The sequence below is a fragment of the Domibacillus sp. DTU_2020_1001157_1_SI_ALB_TIR_016 genome (assembly GCF_032341995.1).
In the GTDB taxonomy this organism is placed as follows: domain Bacteria; phylum Bacillota; class Bacilli; order Bacillales; family Domibacillaceae; genus Domibacillus; species Domibacillus indicus_A.
Genome location: NZ_CP135439.1, coordinates 2,527,650 through 2,544,107, shown reverse-complemented (window position 1 = coordinate 2,544,107; position 16,458 = coordinate 2,527,650). Strand labels below are relative to the sequence as shown.

Below are 16,458 nucleotides of genomic sequence, written 5' to 3'. Positions count from 1 at the left end.
GGAAGTGTTATATCAGAAAAGTAGTTTTTCGGCGGTTCAGAACAATAGCGGGAATGTTTGTGAATAATTATGCAGAAAAGCTGTTTTTAAGTACCGAACAAAGGAGATATAGCTTACCTCAATTTTTGTCGAATTCATTCAAAAAAGCAAGGCTTCTTTTGAAGTGAATCTCTTTTTTTCTGCTATATCAGCCAGTTTTCGTTGTATAAGGGTATACAGTTCTAAAAAGCGACAAAATAGAATTCGGTTTGTAATGACTGACTGTTTAAGTTCCTATAAAAAACAGTTTAAAGATATTTGTTATATTATGGATAATTATGGGGTTTGCTATCTGTTTAAGTTCATACTATGATAAGAAAAGTGAAACCGTGACAATTAACCTATAAATCTATTTGTAAAAAAGTGCGTATTTTAAGCCTGGCATTCATTGGTGAAGCCGCGGCTGTCTTAAAGGGTAAAGCATCGTTTATAATCGAATCAAAAGAGAGCGTGGTCATTGGTGGGAGCCTTATCTGCAAAAACAAAATGGATCTTGTTTGTTTGTCTCATAATGGCCACCGCAGTTGTTATTGCTGTTGGAGCAGTCAGGTATGCGGACACAAAGGAAGTGATCAGCCGTATTGCCCCGGATGCGAGAAGGACGGCGGAGGCATGGTCAAAAGGGATAACAAAAGAAGAAATAAAGAAGGTTATTCAAAGTAAAAGCAGAGACAGTAAAGCAGCCCGGAAGCTTGAAGAGCATTTTAACCGGCTGTCTCGGTGTGAGCCGCAGCTGACACACGGATATATATTTGGTGCAGAATTGAAAAACGGTACTGATACCCGCTTCGTAGCAGCATCAACGGGTTTAGCCGATGCAGCGGAGAAAAAAGGTTTAGAAACGGGAGATTTTTACACACAGCCGGCCAATATTGCAAATGTAATAGAAGAAATGAAAAAAAAGAAAACCACTATCATATCCAAGCCTTATTCAGATGATTATGGAACCTGGCTTACAGTCGTTAAACCCTATTTGGATGAGAACGGAGAGGTTTTTGCGTATTACGGCATTGATTATGATGTTAAGCCTTATGTAAATTATCAGCGGAAAGTACTGCTAATGACTGGGAGCATTCTTTTAGTCCTGCTGCTCGCTGTCATTTTTCTTATGATGTAAGAAGAATGAAAAAGAGCAGCCTTTATTCTTTGCAAGCCCGCCTGCTCCAACAGTTGTTGGAGTATTTTTTTGGAAAACATTCCCTTATTATGCTAAAGTAAAGAAGAATCAGTGAAGCGCGTTTCAGAAAAACCAATCTTTCAAAGAGCGGGGTTTTAACATGAAAAAAGTTGTGTTAGCAGGCGGAACGGGATTTATCGGCCGGTACATGGAGGAACGATGTAAGGAGCTTGGCTATACAGTACACATCATTTCTCGGCAGGAGCCTCACATTTCTTGGGAAAACAAGGACCGTATGATCGAAGCACTGGACGGGGCGGAGCTGCTTGTAAATTTAGCGGGAAAATCAGTCAACTGCCGGTACAATGAAACAAATAAACGAGCTATTATGCTTTCTAGGACAAGTACGACGAACCAGCTTGGTGAAGCCGTACAGGCATGTGAACATCCGCCGAAGATGTGGATTAATTCAAGTACAGCTACGATTTACCGGCATGCAGAAGACAGGCCAATGACGGAAGAAGCAGGAGAGATTGGATCAGGATTTTCAGTTGATGTTGCCAGGAGCTGGGAAGAAGCGTTTTTTTCATTTGATCTGCCGAAAACGCGGCAAGCTGCCCTGCGCATCGCCATTGTGCTTGGACCAGGGGGTGGCGTTATGACGCCTTACCGGAACTTGGTGAAATATGGTCTTGGAGGTCCTCAAGGAAGCGGCCGGCAGCGGTTCAGCTGGATTCATCTCGAGGATTTGTTTGGAATTATCATGTTTTTAAATGAACGGCCCGAATTAAACGGAGTATTTAACTGTGCGGCGCCTAACCCCGTTCAAAATGATGAATTAATGGCAGCCCTGCGCAGAGCGGCAAATGTGGGGTTTGGCCTTCCTGCGCCCGAATGGCTGCTTGAGCTTGGCGCTAAAGTAATCCGGACAGAAACCGAGCTCGTGCTTAAAAGCCGATGGGTACTTCCAGAGCGGCTGGAGCGTGCAGGCTATACCTTTTTATTTCTAAAATTAGACAAATCCCTTCAATCTATTTTATCCTCTTAAACGAGCCTTGCGCAGGCTATCTATGGTAAACTAAACACAGCAACGTGAGGAAAGAAGAGGTGCAGTATGATCAAAAGAATCGTCAGCATTGCCGTTCTGGCCGGCATTCTGCTGCTTGGCATTACACAAAAAGAAGGGCTGCTTGCTATTGTAAATGAAGGAGGCACATATGCTGTTTTAGTCAGCATGCTGCTCGTGGCGATCTGTGTGTTTGTTCCGATCGTGCCGTTTCCGGTGCTGGCTGGACTCATTGGTGGTATTTTCGGCACGGCAGAAGGTGTACTTGTTACACTCAGCGGTTCAATGATTGGAACGATGCTGTTTTTCTACATTGCCCGGTACGGTTTTAAAGAATGGGCACAGGCAAAACTTGACCGATATCCACAGGTGAAGGACTATGAAGACAAGCTGCACAAAAATGCGTTTCTGGCGATTCTGCTTGTGCGCTTAGTGCCGGTTGTTCCATCTCCTGTTGTAAACATTGTCTGCGGATTAAGCCGCGTTAACGGATTTGTGTTTTTAATCGCTTCAGCGATTGGAAAGCTGCCAAATATTCTTTTGCTGTCATTTGCTGGTGCAAGCTTTGCGGAAAACAAATGGTTTTCGTTTGGGCTGTACGGCGTCTATGTGCTGATTATTATGGCTGTCAATTATGTAATTGTTTATAAACGAATGAACAAAGTGCCGGAATAATACCGGCGCTTTTTTATTTTAAAAAAAGAAGAAAAACAAAGAAAATGAAAGCAAGAGTTAGAAAAAAGGCGATGATGCACGCTTACATAGCCAATGTTTCCGTTTTCTTTGGGTTTTTCAATTTTGAGGGCGTGTAGGATAATAAAGGAAAGATACGAGCGATGAGGGGAGATAATAAAATGACTAAATATATGATCGATACAGCAATGGTATTAAAAGAAAAAGCAGGTTTTGGAAAATACGTACAGGCAATCGCTACAGCAGTAAACAGCTTCCGCCAGTCTATGGACCAATATGGAGAAGCAATCATTAAAGTAAAATCAAGATAATCTTTTTATATAAACCAAAAAGCCAATTCTCTTTTTTTAATGAGAATTGGCTTTTTTCATGGAACGCCGTTTTAATCTTGCCGGCTGAACGCCTTTTTTGGAAGCCCTGTCCATAAAAAAAATACAGGTAAGGAAAAAGCCGATAAATGAATGTACCCAGAAAATTCCCGAAAGCCCATTAATCCCGGCGGCAAGGAGGGTTACAACAAGCAAATAAAATGCGCCCAGGCACTGTACGATGGTTCGAAATCCAATCTTTTTTTGCGCTCTTGCCGTTTTAATTGCTGCAATGGAGCGGAACAGCTGCCAGAGAAAAACAGCGATCGTTACAAAGAAAAAGCTATAAGAGACCACACGCACGATATTTTGTTCAGTTAGCCATTCCATGGACAGAACCAAGCGGATTGCTTCATTCATTTTTTTGCTCCTTTCTTTTTATGACAGGTAAAAATCAGCATGCCCGTCCAAAGGATATTTCAAACAACAATACCCCATTTTTCCAATCGTTCTTTCTGCACGGAGGGATCTTCCAGCCTGCATCGAATACTATAAAAGAGCAGCGAGGCGAAGCCATTTACAAGGCAGGAGGGATTTGTTGAGACACTACGCTTTTTTGATTCTGTTAGCTGTTTTGCTTGCAGGCTGTCGTTCCGGTGATCCGGAAGAAGGCCAGGCAGATGCCATTGATTGGGTTGATTTTGTTAAATGGAATGGAGTGGAGTATCACGGCATTCATACCGGAATTTTGGCAGACAAAAATGCAGTTGGCGAAAAAGTTGGACAGGTCACCTTTACGGTAGCGGGCCATATTACCGAGCCATCCTATAAACCAAAGGACGGCGATGCCGCTTTTTACGGAAAAGGAACAGGGCTTTATGCCGTTAAAGAACATCCGGGTCTGCTGGCTGTAAGGGATAAACAAGCGAAGAATGGATACAAGCTCTATTACTCAACAAAAGCGGGCGGCTATAGATGGCATTTTGATAATGTGCCGATTGAAAAGGTAATCCGGGCTGAAGTTTTTCCGGATGGACAAAAACAGGGAAGAAGTATCTCCGGTTCAGATTTAAAGCATTTATTAAAACTGTTAACGACGAGCGAACCGGTTGATTCCTTTACACCAAATACGAAAGAAGAAGCTTCCACGTACCACATCGTACTGTATACCGGCGAGGCGGTCGCGTATCAATACAGCGTACAGTATGATGGAATAACCTATTACTGGCATCCATGGGATACGGCGATTTTGGATGATGACATTAAGCCGTTTCTTGAAAGCCGGAAGGAGTAAAAAGGAGCGCCTGCCGCTCCTTTTTATTGTATCAAATTTTAAACTGCATTTAGCATAATAGTAAAAAATACATAGGATCCCCGAAGGAGAAATACGTAAATGTCGAATTATTTTATCACTTATGTCAGTGAGGCCGCACCGTTCATAGTCATCGGGCTCATTGGCTTTTTTCTTTGGAAAACAGGCAGGCTGAGAGTGAGAACTGTAACGAAAATCGGCTATGTGTATAAGCAGAGCTTTGAATACCTGCGGATTTCTTATAAAAGGTTTCATGGCGTTGATGAATATTCCTTCTACTTCAGCAAAGGGAGTACAATCACGCTTACCTATGAAGTGAAGGTTGAAGAAGGAGAACTGCATCTTAATTGGCAGGATCGAACATCTCCTATCTGGACCCGGACGTTTACAAAGAACGAAGAAGGCACAATCATATTTACCGCCGAGCATCGGCTGCATTCACTTATCGTTGGGGGCAATCAAACAAAAGGCGGGTGCCGCATTGACTTTACTCATCAGGGCGAAAAAGCAGGCACACGGTAGCCTTCCGGCAGATGGTTTAATTCTCTGGAATGGCTTCTGCAGTAAAAAGTGCTGGATTCCACCCTGTGTTCATCGCCTGGGTAGAGGCCCATAAATTTTCGAGCAGCCTGGCCATCATTTGTTTAGAAGGAACAAGTCCGTATCGATGGTAATAAACAAAATACTGCAAATAAAGAGAAGCCGATGCGGGCAGGTGCACCTGCTCGAGGTAGAAGCGGTTTTCGGTAATGGTAGCGATCGAGTATGTTTCAAATCCAGGCAGAAAGCGTGTCCGCCTGCCTTTATATACGTTATCGATAAAGTGCAGGTTCCGAATAACTTCGGGATCATCTTCTCCGTCTGCATTGGCTATTCTCAGCTGCCGGTCCGGCGGCACTTTCTCCAGCTTGTCGGCAAAAACCGTTGTATGAACAAACGCTTTATCGAAGTCGGCCATCCTGGCGCTGAAGCCTGTTTCGTTCATGTAATCGACTAACTTTAATGTTGTTTGCTCGTCCATATAGGAAGGGCGGTGAACCTGACGCGCATATTTCACCTCGGTCAACGCTTCACATTCCCAGCGTACGGCAAGATACCATTGGTGCTGGTCATCTTTCATAAGCGTATAAGGAAAATCCTCGTGTCGGTAGCTTGTAAACCGGTCCGGCCGGTCAAACATATACGGTTCTGGTGATACAGCTTTGAAGCCCGGTAAAGAACCCGGGTGGTCAATCGGTACCATGATATCTATCCACATAAAAAACACTCCTTTCGGGACACTTTTTCCTATAAGCATCGTGTTCATTTTTTATCCAAAGAGTGCCGGTTGAAAACATTTGGAGACTGCCCTTTTTTAATATAGCTCCTATTTAATGCCATATCCGCTGTCAGGGCAAATAATTTGACGTACATATACACATCCTGTATATTAGTTGATGGATCAAAGGTTGACCCGTCAATGAATTAAGGAGACGGATAGGAGAAGGTGTTTTTGACCAATTTATACAAGGAAGATGAGCGAATCATTTACCACTTGCACGAAATCAACAAGGGGATCATGCCAAAGTTTGAACGATGTACAGGTGTAAGCCAGTCTCGCTTAGAGCTGCTGCATGTGCTGTTTGAAGTAGAAGAAATCAGCCAGACGGCTTTACAGAAAAGAATAAACATTGATCATGCGGCTGTAACGCGGCATCTCAAGCAGCTGGAGGAGCGCGGTACTGTTGTGCGGCGCAAAAACCCGGATGATAACCGCGTCACCTTTGTTCGTTTGACTGAAGAAGGACGCAGCCGGATGGAAGGCTACTGCAGCGAAAAAAAGCGGTTTATTCAACAGGTTCTGCAGAATGTGCCGGAAGCTGATCGTACCTATCTTGCTGATCTGCTTGCTCGTATACAGCAAAACGTTGAAAACATTGAGTGAACATAAAGGAGAGACATCTATGAACAACATCAAAATAAATGACTTTCAGGAAATTGTAACCGGACGCCGTTCTATCCGGTATTACGACCCGTCGGTTAAAATCAGCCGTGAGGAAATAAAGGAAATATTAGAAACAGCATCGCTTGCACCTTCTTCTGTGAACCTGCAGCCATGGCGTTTTCTTGTGATCGATACACCGGAAGGGAAAGAAACGCTTGCGCCGCTTGCCCGTTTCAATCAGTCCCAGGTCGAAACGTCTGCTGCTGTAATCGCCGTGTTTGCTGATATGAACAGCAGTGACTATTTGGACGAAATTTATGACACAGCCGTTCAAAAAGGGTTTATGCCAGAAGATGTGAAAAATCAGCAGGTCAAATCAATCAAAGGTTTTTTTGAAGTTATGACAACGGATCAGTTAAAAGAAATGAACTTAATTGATGCCGGGCTTGTGTCCATGCAGCTTATGCTTGCAGCCCGGGCGCATGGGTATGATACAAATCCAATTGGTGGATTTGAGAAAGCTGAGATTGCCCAGGCGTTTGGCTTGGACAAGGACCGCTATTATCCGGTTATGCTTATTTCTATTGGTAAAGCGGCAAATCAAGGCTATCAGTCGGTTCGGCTGCCTGTTGACCAAATTACAGAGTGGCGATAAGAAAAAGGGGGATATAAACATGATTATTATTCATGCACGCTTTCAAGTGAATCCAGCAAAAGAACAGGCATTTTTGGAGGAAATTCGTCCGCTTATTGAAGGATCAAGAGCGGAAGATGGAAACATTGCTTACGATTTAATGAAAGACACCGAGCAGGCGCATGCTTACACGATGGTAGAAGTGTGGAAGAATGCAGATGCAGTAGCCTTCCATAATACGAGCAGCCACTTTACGGCTTTCGTTGGTAAAGCGTCCGAATTTTTAACAGCGCCTTTGGATGTAAACAGCTATGAAGCGTCTTCTTTATCCAAATAAAGAATAGAAAAAACAGCCGAAGTAATTTCGGCTGTTTTTTATTTCGCACCTAAAGTCCCTGTGTTCAACAAAAAAGATTCCATCCCTTTTAATCCAATGGTAACATGTTTATAAAATCAGCGGCAGTTGTGTTTATTCGTAAGTATAAAGAGAACGGCTTCAGAATTTCCCGACATTATGTGGGAATCTGTTTAGTTTGTCAGCCCACAAACAGATTGAACAAAAAAGTGTCGCTGCCAGCTGGTCGGCTTATAGATGAAATAATCAAAAAAAGGAATGTGAAAAAGGTGGATCAGATGATTACGATTCGGCAGGCATTACCAAGTGAAAAAGCATCTATTCGTAAGCAAAGAATAAAATCGTATGAAGAGCATGCAAAACAAATCCCTCCCGGGCATTGGGAAGCATTAAAAAGTGCCGTCTCATCTAACGCAGATGAACAAGAAGGTGTTGAACTGATTGTAGCGGTTGAAGAAGGAGAAGTGATCGGCAGTGTGGCTCTGTTTCCGGCGAAGTTAGACGCATATACGGGGCTTGTTGATATGCTGGATTACCCGGAGATTCGAATGCTGGCGGTTGATCCGCAAGCCCGGAATAAAGGGGCAGCCAAAGCGCTGATCAATGAATGTATTCGGCGGACAAAAGAAAGCGGCCTGCCTTATATTGGCCTTCATACAGCTGATTTTATGGAAGCAGCTGTGCGCCTTTATGAGCGTTTGGGCTTTGAGCGTATGCCTCAGTTTGATTTTGAACCAGCTAACGACGGAATTATTGTCAAAGCATACCGGCTTTCTGTCACATAAATGCATGTAGCTGTCAGCACAGAAACAGGCAGGGAAAGGTTAGCCGGCAGAAAAAGAAAACAGGGCAAAAAGGTTCTTTTCTTTTTTTGCAAAGGATGTCCGCACCTGCATAATAAAAGGCCGGATCCACATACTAACTGTAGACCCGGCCTTTTTCTTTTGAAAGGTGGACTCGCAATTGAACTGAGGGTGAAGGTTTTACAGAACTTTGCCTTACCGCTTGGTTTAAATTCCATATTTTTACTAAAGATTGATAAGAAGAGCTGTTAATTCTTATACATTTTGCTGTATTTATGTAAGTATTTTCTTTTAAAATTCTTATCTATTTTTTCTTTTTTAGCTGCGAATATTCTATTCATCTATTTGATCTCTTATTCCTATGAAAAAGAAAAAGTTTTATGAAATGGATAGAAAAAAGCGAAAGGGCCATTGAGCTGATAAACAGCTTGAGGCAGTGGAGGCCAAAGAATGAAAAAGTGGATAAAACTCCTCTCCTGCACCCAGTGCATCAAATCCCCATAATGCGGATAAACATGATATGATACCAAAAGAAAAAAGAAGTAAATAGGTGGAGGAAAAAAGATGTACAGAGTATTGCTTTATTATCAATATGTACCAATAGATGATCCAGAAACGTTTGCGAAGGAGCATAAACAGTTTTGCGAGGAGCTTGAGCTGAAAGGGCGCATTTTGGTCGCAAAAGAAGGCATTAACGGCACCGTATCGGGAACAGTCGAGCAAACAGAGCGCTACATGGAGGCAATGCATGCTGATCCGCGCTTTAAAGACATGGTTTTTAAAGTCGATGAATCAGAAGAACATGCTTTTGCAAAATTAAAAGTGCGTCCACGGCCTGAATTGGTGACGCTTCGCCTTGAAGATGACGTCAACCCGCTTGAGCTGACTGGCGATTACGCTGAGCCGAAAGAATTTTTAGCGGCGATGAAAGAAGAAAATACGGTTATTCTTGATGCACGGAACACGTATGAGCATGATCTCGGCCATTTTAAAGGCGCAATTCGCCCTGACGTAGAGACGTTTCGTGAGCTGCCACAATGGATCCGGGATCACCGGGAAGAATTAGAAGGCAAGAAAATTCTTACGTACTGTACGGGCGGCATCCGCTGCGAGAAGTTTTCCGGGTTCCTCAAGAAGGAAGGCTTTGAAGATGTTATGCAGCTGCACGGAGGAATTGTGTCTTATGGCAAAGACCCGGAAGTGCGTGGTGAGAATTGGGACGGCCAATGCTTTGTGTTTGACGACCGTCTCAGCGTGCCGATCAACCGCGTAAATCCGGCTGTAGTCGGCAAAGATTATTTTACCGGTGAACCGTGCGAGCGGTATGTCAGCTGTGCCAATCCAGAATGTAACAAAAAGATTTTGGCATCCGAAGAGTCCGAACACCGCTTCCTGCGCAGCTGTTCAGACGAATGCCGGACACATCCGCGCAACCGGTACATCGCTGAGCACGGACTAACAGCGGAAGAAGTAGAAGAGCGTCTTGAAGCATTAAAGCAGACGATGTAAACGGATAGACATATACGGAAGAAGCCCCCTGTTTTTTAAAAACAGGGGGCTTTTCTTGTTCCTTTGAAGTGAAAACCGATTTATTCTTACAGTAGGAAAAGGTTGTGACAAGGAAAAGAGCGGAAGTGCTCAGCCTAGCCCGGCTTAAAAAATTTCATCAGCCGGCTGAAACAGCGAGTGTGTTGAAAAATGCGAATAAAAACTCTAAAAGAGGGCTGTTTCCTTTTAAAAGGAAACAGCCCTCTTTCATTAGTGTGTCACTTCATTCAAGTCTTCAATTCCAACTTGTGTCCGTTCTTCCCCAGGACCACGCAGGTGGACGGTCGCTGTATTTGTGTCTTCGTGTACTTCGTCAATCCAAACAGATACACCGTTAAATTCAACATCAATATCAACAGCTGAATTGGAAACGATTTGTTTGGCGCGCTGCAGTTCCATGCTGCCACCTCCCGTTTTATGATTTTTCGGAATGGCCGGCTTTGCCGAGCCGTTTGTTTCTTAAGCGGGTGATTTCCGCCAGCTCGCGGGCATATTCCTCATTCACGCTGTCAGCCGGTATTTTTAAATTTTTTGGTGTTTGTGAAAGACCCCGGTCACCATGGCTGCCTGTTTTATGCTCGTCTCTTCCCATTGGTATAACCTCCTTCCGCTATTCTGATCGATGCGAGGAAGCATTCATTCTTTCCTGTGGATGGGTATTAATGGAGCCGTCAGCCCGTTTAGAGGCGTAAGCCGCTTTAGCTCGTGCTTTTCCAGCTTCACCTTTCATGGTTGTTATTGGAAAATCTTTTGCTTTATTTCTCATTTCCATCCCTCCCAAGTGAATGAACTTTGCGTGTCCGCTGATATAGTATGGGGAGTTGGACGAAAATTATCAGGCCGTTTTGAATGAAAATGATGGCTCGTATGACCCAGACCAATTAGGAAATACTATAAGTAAAACGTTTCCGTCTTATATAAAGAAGCCGGGCGGCGAAAACGAATGATTGGTCATGAAAGAACAGTTTAGCTTGCCCGTGTTCTTGAGTTTTAATCGTGGCATGCTCAGTTTATTGCTTTATGTTTTGTTTATTTACGGAACCGCTTGCCTATATAGGCGCTTTCTTCACTTTGGTCCCTTTGGCTCATTTAACTGTCCCATTCATATTCCTCTTCTAGGCAAACCTGTTTCAACTGTTAAAAATTAACCTTATCTTCTAATAAACTTCATTTTAAATTAAAAGAGAATTAATAACAGGCTGATAGAGTGTTAAAAGGATAGAAAAATAGATTGGAGCTGAAAACATGAAGAAAAAATGGATGGCTGCAGCTTTGACGCTTTTGGTGGGAGTAAGCGTTGTCTCAGGCACGGGCGGGGCTATGGCAAAAGAAAAACAAAAAGACATTGTCAACGTAGCGCATCGGGGTGCTTCCGGGTACGCACCTGAACACACTCTTGTATCCTATGAAATGGGAGAAAAATTAAAAGGCGATTATATTGAAATTGACCTGCAGATGACAAAAGACGGCCAGCTCATTGCGATGCATGATGAAACGCTCGACCGTACGACAAATGGAACAGGACTTGTAAAAGACTTTACACTGGACCAAATTAAAGAACTCGATGCAGGCAGCTGGTTTAATGAAACGTACCCGCAGTATGCAAAAGCATCGTATGAAGGATTAACAGTGCCAACGCTTGAAGAGGTTTTTCAAAAGTTTGGAAAAAATGAATTCTATTACATTGAAACGAAATCTCCGGAAGTATACCCGGGCATGGAAAAAGAACTGCTTCGCCTTGTAAAAAAATACGGAATTGACAAAAATAAGCTTCTTGTTCAATCCTTTAGCGCGGAAAGCCTTGAGAAAATGCATGAGCTCGACTCTTCCGTTAAGCTTGTTCAATTGCTTTGGTATACAGCCGACGCTGTGATTACGGATGAAGAAATTGAAGAGATCAAAAACTATGCCATCGGTGTTGGTCCGAACTATACATTTATTGACAAAGAATATGTGCAAAAGGTAACGGCGAGCGGACTCGAAATTCACCCGTATACAGTGAATGATAAAGAAACAATGAAAACATTGATTGACTGGGGTGTAACGGGAATCTTCACTAATTTTCCAGGCTTACTTCACGAAGTGAAAAAAGGGAAATAAGGTGAAGGCAGCCGTTTGAGAGATGGCCGGTGAAAAAACAAACCGGCTTTAATCAAAAAATTTCAAGGATCAGATAAAGGATACAGTTAAAACAAGAAAAACGCCCGGATAAAAAAATCCGAGCGTTTTTTAAATCAAGCCTGTAGTGCTTGCTGCAGGACACAAAGCGTTTAAAAGGCTATTATGCACCTCGTTCATTATCTTTATTGCCATGGGCGGCAGCACAAACAAAAGAAGAAAAAAGACGGTTCATCTCCGTGCTTCCTGGCACCATCGATTCAGGGTGCCACTGTACCCCGATCACAAAAACATCTCCGTCCATCTCCACTGCTTCAATTAAGTGATCTGGACTGTGGCCGACAACTGAGAGTCCTTTTCCTAAAGCGTCGATAGCCTGATGATGAAGACTATTAACGTTTACTTTATCTGCTTCCATTATTTTGGCTAATTGTGAACGGGGGGTAAGGGTAACCTCGTGAATGGAAAGAGAGCGGTGATACGTTTGTGCATGTTGAATGTGGCTGCTCACCTGGCTCGGAACATCCTGCCAGAGTGTGCCGCCGAGTGCGACATTTAATACCTGCAGACCACGGCAAATGGCCAAAGTCGGCTTTTTTTTCTTTAAAAGCAAAGCTGTCAGCTCGAGCTCAAATTCATCGCGCTCTGCAAACACTGAACCCATTTTTGCATGAGGAGCCTGGCCATAGTACATCGGGTCCACATCTTCCCCGCCGCTTAAAATAAAACCATCACACAGATCAAGATAGTAAGGAATAGTGTTTGGGGGGACAGACGGCAGAATAATGGGGATGCCTCCGGCTTTCAGTACAGCACGATGGTAATCATGATGAACGTAAACTCCTTCTGAATTTAACGTTTGGCGGACATATGAACTGGTGATGCCGATAATAGGCGCTTTCTTCACGTGAATCCTCCTTTGGCCATTTAGCTGGGGTGTTTTCATGAAAGCTGCCGCATTACGGAAAATGTATGCTTATTCTTTGCCAGAGGGTACAAAGAGTTGTTGATTTAGTTTATTCAGCACCCGGTTTCCTTGTGAGCGGCAGAGAAGCTGGTTAGTAAAATAAAGGAAATAAGAAGAAAGCAGAACTTTAGCATTCTTGGCTGTGAAGCGTTACACTGAAAGAAGTCCTTACAGTGGAAGGAGAAAAAGAAAATGAGATGCAAGGTCAACCAAAAAGCCGCAAAAGCGCTGAAAAAAATGCTTGATACACCTGAAGCGGAAGGAAAAATGATTCGTGTTACAGTCACGGAACATCATGGCAATCATGCGCATTATGCAATTACGCTCGATACGCCAAAAGAGCATGATGTAGTCATTCACACTGATAAAGATATTGATATTATCCTCGACAGCCGTGAAGAGTTTCTTGATGGAATTTTCGTTCAGTACTTCTATGTGCCGCAGGAAGGGTTTGTTGTAACGAACTCATCAAAAGGCGGGCACCATCACCACTAACAAAAGGGCGCTGCATGGCGTTTGAGAGTGTAGACCACGTAAGAAAGCAGGCGTTTGTCAACAGCCTGAAAGCGCCATTATGGCGTTTTTTTTATTTTGTCGGATTCGTCCTATCCTTTCATTGAAAATTAATCACGATAAAGCTTTAAAAAAATAATCGATAAAGCGATTCCACAAAGAAAAAATGTCGATTTTTACAGGTTGATGATTTACTATCAAAGTAGAAATAATACTTTTCGATAAATAAACCGGTTAGAAGGTGTTTAGTACTTATGGTCAAACGGGGAAGGATTATTTTAGCGGCAGCTTTAAGTGCAGCTGTCGCGATCCTGGTTATGGTCAGTTTAAAAGCAGAAGAGATTGTACAGAAGGAAACAGCCGTTCAAACAGAAAAAAAGGTGAAAGTTTATATTTTAACAGCTGATGCCATAGAAGACCAAAGCTGGAGCAGTCTTGCTTATAAAGGAATGCTTCAAATAGAAGATGAGTTTCCCGTTGAGGCGAAACTGGTGAGTGAGATACGGTCCGAGGCGCAAATGAGGAAAATCATTGACCAGGCCGTTCAAAGTGGAGCAAAAGTCATTATTGGCCACGGACGCGAGTACAGCCTGCCTTTTGATAAAGCGGCCGCCGATTATCCAGATGTGCAGTTTGCAAATTTAAATGGTGAGTCAAAAGAAAAGAACCATACTGCTTATATGTACAAGCAGAATTCGGTTGATATTGAGCGAATCGCCGCTTTGGCTGCTGCTATGAAAACAAAAACGAATAAAATAGGCCTTATCGATCCGATAGAAGACCGGCTGTTTCATCCTGGATTTGAAAAAGGGCTTAAAAAAGCGGCTCCACAGGCGGATTTTTACTATAAGGTTGTGGGTGATTGGGAAGATGGGACAAAAGCCGTTCAAATAGCCAAAGAAATGATTGACGATGGAGTGGACGTTCTTTACTCTAGAGGGAATGAGTTTAACAGGGCGGTCATTGATTATGCATTGAAGCGGGGAGTTTACGTAATCGGCTATATGGATGATCAGTCTTACATGGGAAAAGAGGTTGTCCTAACCAGTGTAGTGAACGATATACCACAAGTTTACAAGGCGATCATGGATGATTATTTCAGCCGGGAAGGGATGCCCGGCGGGATTGCCATGTTAACCAATGAGGACGGCGTGTATTCCCTTGCGCCGCTTGGCCCCATGTATACAGAAAAAGAAAAGCAGCGGATTCAAGAGGAAACGGACACGTTGAACTGATGCAAAAGGAAGCAGGTTATGAAAAAACAATTTCTTCATATGTCTTTCCGTCACAAAATCTTAACCGTACTGTTAGTCAATACCCTCTTATTAAGCGGGTTTTCACTTGTTTTTGTACGATCTATTGAAGACGTTCAAAGCGTTGGTCAGCAGATTAATAAAAACGATATCCCTGAAATGGTTTGGATTTCCTACTGGCAGGAGGATCTTAATGTTAAAAAGTATATCGTCGAAAGTTATCTATCCGGCCGTTTCAATGAGACGCTTGTAGAAGTATACAAGGAGCAGGACAAAAAAGCTGCCCAGTTTCCCGGGAACGAGAAGGTCGTGATTCCGCCGGCACTTGAGACGTTTAGCCGAGATATCGACCGTTTAGACTTTTTAATCGAAAATAATGTCCAGGGGCTTTTACTTAATGGTAATACAGATGAAGCAGCAGCGTATGTAACGAAGCAATACCTGCCGGAGCTGGATCGTTTAAAATTGAGCCTTAGAGAAAAAGAAACGGAGACACTTTCTTCACTAAGCGGGCAGGCAGACCGGTTTTCAGGAATTATTGAAGCGGCTCTCGTGATTTTATTATTTCTGACAACGGCTGCATTGATCATGTCGATTTATGGGTCACACCGGATCAGCAAGGGGTTGACAAAACCAATCGAAAAAATGGTTGAAAGTGTAGATCAAATTGCAGGCGGCCGCTACGGCTTGACAGTGACAGAAGTGGAGCAGGAAGAGCTGAAACTGATTGCCGACTCTATTAATAAAATGTCTGCCAGTTTAAAAGAATCGTTTCATACTATTACAGAGGGAAAAATTTATCAGGAACAAATTTTAAATTCATTGCCTGTTGGAATTATAACGAGTGACGATAAAACGGACGCCTTTTCTTTAAATACGTTTGCCAGGCACTTATTAGAGGCAGGAGAAGACACCGTAGAGCATTTAGCCCAAACAGATCGCAAAAACAAGAAGTTCTGGGGAATATTAAAAGATAAGCGCATTTGCCAAAATGAAAAAATTCCCTTTATGACTGGTAAACAATCTTATCAGCTGCTTGTGTCTCAAGCCGAATTAGTAAATAAACGGGAAGAGGGAATTGGCCGCATTTTTTATTTTATCGATTTTACAAAAATGAGCGAGCTTGAACGGCGGATGCAGCAGTCGGAAAAACTGGCAGTGGTAGGTGAAATGGCAGCTGGTGCTGCCCATGAAATACGAAATCCACTCGCTGTTATTCAAGGCTTTCTTTCTTTAATGGATCACTCTTTCTCCAGAGAAGAAAAAGAGCAGTATTATCTGTCTCTTCTTTTAAAAGAGCTGGACCGGATTAATACGATTATTGAAGATATGCTGCTGATGTCGAAGCCGGAGGCCCCGAGATTAAAAGAAGTCAAAATAGAAGATTTAATCCAGGATATCCTCCCGCTTATCACACAGTCACTGCAAAAAGATATTAAGTTTACTTTTTCATTGAATCCGCACCTTCTGCAGGTGGATCCTAATCAAATGAAGCAGATTTTTCATAATTTGATTCGCAATAGTATAGAAGCGATAGAGGAAAAAGGCCATATTTCTATTCAATCAACGATTGAAAAAGGCTGGTATCGCATTTACTTGCAGGATACGGGTACAGGAATAGACGACGGGATGCGAAAAACGCTTTTTGATCCTTTTTCAACCTCTAAAGAAGACGGGACAGGGCTTGGACTGCCGCTCGTCCAGCGAATGGTGGAAAGCCACGGCGGAACCATCGAATTAATGTCCACCTCAAAAGCCGGCACGACATTTTGTATGACTCTGCCAGTTTCATAAAGAAAAAGGAGCAG

General features: G+C 43.1%; 21 protein-coding genes. 15 read left to right on the top strand and 6 right to left on the bottom strand.

Annotated elements, in window-relative coordinates; translation table 11 throughout:
* The first annotated feature begins 499 nt into the window (after positions 1 to 499).
* The 4 genes from RRU94_RS21025 to RRU94_RS21010 all read left to right on the top strand — a co-directional run bounded on the left by RRU94_RS21025 (position 500) and on the right by RRU94_RS21010 (position 3,226).
* A complete protein-coding gene (locus RRU94_RS21025) occupies positions 500 to 1,156 on the top strand; it encodes a hypothetical protein (RefSeq protein ID WP_315692825.1) in 657 nt (218 codons plus the stop codon).
* 160 nt (positions 1,157 to 1,316) lie between these two features.
* The gene (locus RRU94_RS21020) at positions 1,317 to 2,204 is read left to right on the top strand and encodes a TIGR01777 family oxidoreductase (RefSeq protein ID WP_315692824.1); all 888 of its coding nucleotides are present in this window, start codon (positions 1,317 to 1,319) and stop codon (positions 2,202 to 2,204) included.
* Between the two features lie 66 nt (positions 2,205 to 2,270).
* A complete protein-coding gene (locus RRU94_RS21015; RefSeq protein WP_315692823.1) occupies positions 2,271 to 2,897 on the top strand; it encodes a TVP38/TMEM64 family protein in 627 nt (208 codons plus the stop codon).
* 179 nt (positions 2,898 to 3,076) lie between these two features.
* The gene (locus RRU94_RS21010; RefSeq protein ID WP_242232302.1) at positions 3,077 to 3,226 is read left to right on the top strand and encodes a hypothetical protein; all 150 of its coding nucleotides are present in this window, start codon (positions 3,077 to 3,079) and stop codon (positions 3,224 to 3,226) included.
* Positions 3,227 to 3,262: 36 nt separating this feature from the next.
* On the opposite strand, the gene RRU94_RS21005 is transcribed toward RRU94_RS21010, so the two are convergent.
* On the bottom strand, positions 3,263 to 3,643 hold the full coding sequence (locus tag RRU94_RS21005) for a hypothetical protein (protein WP_315692822.1): 381 nt from the start codon (positions 3,641 to 3,643) through the stop codon (positions 3,263 to 3,265).
* Positions 3,644 to 3,821: 178 nt separating this feature from the next.
* On the opposite strand from RRU94_RS21005, the gene RRU94_RS21000 reads away from it, so the two are divergent.
* Both RRU94_RS21000 and RRU94_RS20995 read left to right on the top strand, forming a co-directional pair.
* Positions 3,822 to 4,517: a hypothetical protein gene (locus RRU94_RS21000; protein ID WP_315692821.1), complete on the top strand. Its 696-nt coding sequence runs from the start codon at positions 3,822 to 3,824 to the stop codon at positions 4,515 to 4,517.
* A gap of 99 nt (positions 4,518 to 4,616) precedes the next feature.
* Entirely contained in the window at positions 4,617 to 5,057 is a 441-nt protein-coding gene (locus tag RRU94_RS20995; protein WP_315692819.1) for a hypothetical protein, read from the top strand.
* 16 nt (positions 5,058 to 5,073) lie between these two features.
* Here RRU94_RS20995 and RRU94_RS20990 read toward each other — a convergent pair whose 3' ends face one another.
* Entirely contained in the window at positions 5,074 to 5,793 is a 720-nt protein-coding gene (locus tag RRU94_RS20990) for a hypothetical protein (RefSeq protein WP_315692818.1), read from the bottom strand.
* A 234-nt stretch (positions 5,794 to 6,027) separates the two neighbouring features.
* Between RRU94_RS20990 and RRU94_RS20985 the strand changes: the two genes are divergently transcribed.
* The 5 genes from RRU94_RS20985 (at position 6,028) to RRU94_RS20965 (ending at position 9,760) form a co-directional block, all read left to right on the top strand.
* Positions 6,028 to 6,459 (top strand): MarR family winged helix-turn-helix transcriptional regulator, encoded by a 432-nt coding sequence (locus tag RRU94_RS20985; RefSeq protein ID WP_315692817.1) that lies wholly within the window; start codon positions 6,028 to 6,030, stop codon positions 6,457 to 6,459.
* 19 nt (positions 6,460 to 6,478) lie between these two features.
* Positions 6,479 to 7,114 carry a nitroreductase family protein gene (locus RRU94_RS20980; protein ID WP_315692816.1) on the top strand — a complete coding sequence of 212 codons (636 nt, stop codon included), beginning with the start codon at positions 6,479 to 6,481 and terminating at the stop codon, positions 7,112 to 7,114.
* A gap of 19 nt (positions 7,115 to 7,133) precedes the next feature.
* Positions 7,134 to 7,430 (top strand): putative quinol monooxygenase, encoded by a 297-nt coding sequence (locus RRU94_RS20975; RefSeq protein ID WP_315692815.1) that lies wholly within the window; start codon positions 7,134 to 7,136, stop codon positions 7,428 to 7,430.
* Positions 7,431 to 7,726: 296 nt separating this feature from the next.
* Positions 7,727 to 8,233 carry a GNAT family N-acetyltransferase gene (locus RRU94_RS20970; protein WP_315692814.1) on the top strand — a complete coding sequence of 169 codons (507 nt, stop codon included), beginning with the start codon at positions 7,727 to 7,729 and terminating at the stop codon, positions 8,231 to 8,233.
* A gap of 582 nt (positions 8,234 to 8,815) precedes the next feature.
* The gene (locus RRU94_RS20965; RefSeq protein ID WP_315692813.1) at positions 8,816 to 9,760 is read left to right on the top strand and encodes an oxygen-dependent tRNA uridine(34) hydroxylase TrhO; all 945 of its coding nucleotides are present in this window, start codon (positions 8,816 to 8,818) and stop codon (positions 9,758 to 9,760) included.
* 249 nt (positions 9,761 to 10,009) lie between these two features.
* On the opposite strand, the gene RRU94_RS20960 is transcribed toward RRU94_RS20965, so the two are convergent.
* From RRU94_RS20960 to sspK, 3 genes are read right to left on the bottom strand one after another with little or no spacing between them, the layout of a single operon-like run.
* The gene (locus RRU94_RS20960; RefSeq protein WP_315692812.1) at positions 10,010 to 10,198 is read right to left on the bottom strand and encodes an H-type small acid-soluble spore protein; all 189 of its coding nucleotides are present in this window, start codon (positions 10,196 to 10,198) and stop codon (positions 10,010 to 10,012) included.
* A gap of 16 nt (positions 10,199 to 10,214) precedes the next feature.
* Positions 10,215 to 10,391: a YfhD family protein gene (locus RRU94_RS20955; protein WP_242232293.1), complete on the bottom strand. Its 177-nt coding sequence runs from the start codon at positions 10,389 to 10,391 to the stop codon at positions 10,215 to 10,217.
* An 18-nt stretch (positions 10,392 to 10,409) separates the two neighbouring features.
* Positions 10,410 to 10,565, bottom strand: coding sequence for a small, acid-soluble spore protein K (gene sspK / locus RRU94_RS20950; protein ID WP_251270475.1), 156 nt, complete (start codon positions 10,563 to 10,565; stop codon positions 10,410 to 10,412).
* Positions 10,566 to 11,044: 479 nt separating this feature from the next.
* On the opposite strand from sspK, the gene RRU94_RS20945 reads away from it, so the two are divergent.
* Positions 11,045 to 11,899: a glycerophosphodiester phosphodiesterase gene (locus tag RRU94_RS20945; protein ID WP_315692810.1), complete on the top strand. Its 855-nt coding sequence runs from the start codon at positions 11,045 to 11,047 to the stop codon at positions 11,897 to 11,899.
* A gap of 181 nt (positions 11,900 to 12,080) precedes the next feature.
* Here RRU94_RS20945 and RRU94_RS20940 read toward each other — a convergent pair whose 3' ends face one another.
* Positions 12,081 to 12,824 (bottom strand): gamma-glutamyl-gamma-aminobutyrate hydrolase family protein, encoded by a 744-nt coding sequence (locus tag RRU94_RS20940; protein ID WP_315692809.1) that lies wholly within the window; start codon positions 12,822 to 12,824, stop codon positions 12,081 to 12,083.
* Positions 12,825 to 13,076: 252 nt separating this feature from the next.
* On the opposite strand from RRU94_RS20940, the gene RRU94_RS20935 reads away from it, so the two are divergent.
* The 3 genes from RRU94_RS20935 to RRU94_RS20925 all read left to right on the top strand — a co-directional run bounded on the left by RRU94_RS20935 (position 13,077) and on the right by RRU94_RS20925 (position 16,444).
* Complete coding sequence (locus tag RRU94_RS20935; protein ID WP_315692808.1) at positions 13,077 to 13,379, top strand: iron-sulfur cluster assembly accessory protein; 303 nt, start codon at positions 13,077 to 13,079, stop codon at positions 13,377 to 13,379.
* Between the two features lie 272 nt (positions 13,380 to 13,651).
* On the top strand, positions 13,652 to 14,632 hold the full coding sequence (locus tag RRU94_RS20930; RefSeq protein ID WP_315692807.1) for a BMP family ABC transporter substrate-binding protein: 981 nt from the start codon (positions 13,652 to 13,654) through the stop codon (positions 14,630 to 14,632).
* 18 nt (positions 14,633 to 14,650) lie between these two features.
* The gene (locus RRU94_RS20925) at positions 14,651 to 16,444 is read left to right on the top strand and encodes a sensor histidine kinase (RefSeq protein WP_315692806.1); all 1,794 of its coding nucleotides are present in this window, start codon (positions 14,651 to 14,653) and stop codon (positions 16,442 to 16,444) included.
* Positions 16,445 to 16,458: the final 14 nt, after the last annotated feature.

What these genes read in the sequence shown, in the direction of transcription:
- RRU94_RS20945 (WP_315692810.1), top strand. Translation starts at nt 11,045, where the DNA reads ATGAAGAAAAAATGGATGGCTGCAGCTTTGACGCTTTTGGTGGGAGTA.
- RRU94_RS21005 (WP_315692822.1), bottom strand. Translation starts at nt 3,643, where the DNA reads ATGAATGAAGCAATCCGCTTGGTTCTGTCCATGGAATGGCTAACTGAA.
- RRU94_RS21010 (WP_242232302.1), top strand. Translation starts at nt 3,077, where the DNA reads ATGACTAAATATATGATCGATACAGCAATGGTATTAAAAGAAAAAGCA.
- RRU94_RS20930 (WP_315692807.1), top strand. Translation starts at nt 13,652, where the DNA reads ATGGTCAAACGGGGAAGGATTATTTTAGCGGCAGCTTTAAGTGCAGCT.
- RRU94_RS20955 (WP_242232293.1), bottom strand. Translation starts at nt 10,391, where the DNA reads ATGGGAAGAGACGAGCATAAAACAGGCAGCCATGGTGACCGGGGTCTT.
- RRU94_RS20980 (WP_315692816.1), top strand. Translation starts at nt 6,479, where the DNA reads ATGAACAACATCAAAATAAATGACTTTCAGGAAATTGTAACCGGACGC.
- RRU94_RS21020 (WP_315692824.1), top strand. Translation starts at nt 1,317, where the DNA reads ATGAAAAAAGTTGTGTTAGCAGGCGGAACGGGATTTATCGGCCGGTAC.
- RRU94_RS21015 (WP_315692823.1), top strand. Translation starts at nt 2,271, where the DNA reads ATGATCAAAAGAATCGTCAGCATTGCCGTTCTGGCCGGCATTCTGCTG.
- RRU94_RS20965 (WP_315692813.1), top strand. Translation starts at nt 8,816, where the DNA reads ATGTACAGAGTATTGCTTTATTATCAATATGTACCAATAGATGATCCA.
- RRU94_RS20960 (WP_315692812.1), bottom strand. Translation starts at nt 10,198, where the DNA reads ATGGAACTGCAGCGCGCCAAACAAATCGTTTCCAATTCAGCTGTTGAT.
- RRU94_RS20925 (WP_315692806.1), top strand. Translation starts at nt 14,651, where the DNA reads ATGAAAAAACAATTTCTTCATATGTCTTTCCGTCACAAAATCTTAACC.
- RRU94_RS20975 (WP_315692815.1), top strand. Translation starts at nt 7,134, where the DNA reads ATGATTATTATTCATGCACGCTTTCAAGTGAATCCAGCAAAAGAACAG.
- RRU94_RS20935 (WP_315692808.1), top strand. Translation starts at nt 13,077, where the DNA reads ATGAGATGCAAGGTCAACCAAAAAGCCGCAAAAGCGCTGAAAAAAATG.
- RRU94_RS20995 (WP_315692819.1), top strand. Translation starts at nt 4,617, where the DNA reads ATGTCGAATTATTTTATCACTTATGTCAGTGAGGCCGCACCGTTCATA.
- RRU94_RS20970 (WP_315692814.1), top strand. Translation starts at nt 7,727, where the DNA reads ATGATTACGATTCGGCAGGCATTACCAAGTGAAAAAGCATCTATTCGT.
- sspK (WP_251270475.1), bottom strand. Translation starts at nt 10,565, where the DNA reads ATGAGAAATAAAGCAAAAGATTTTCCAATAACAACCATGAAAGGTGAA.
- RRU94_RS20990 (WP_315692818.1), bottom strand. Translation starts at nt 5,793, where the DNA reads ATGTGGATAGATATCATGGTACCGATTGACCACCCGGGTTCTTTACCG.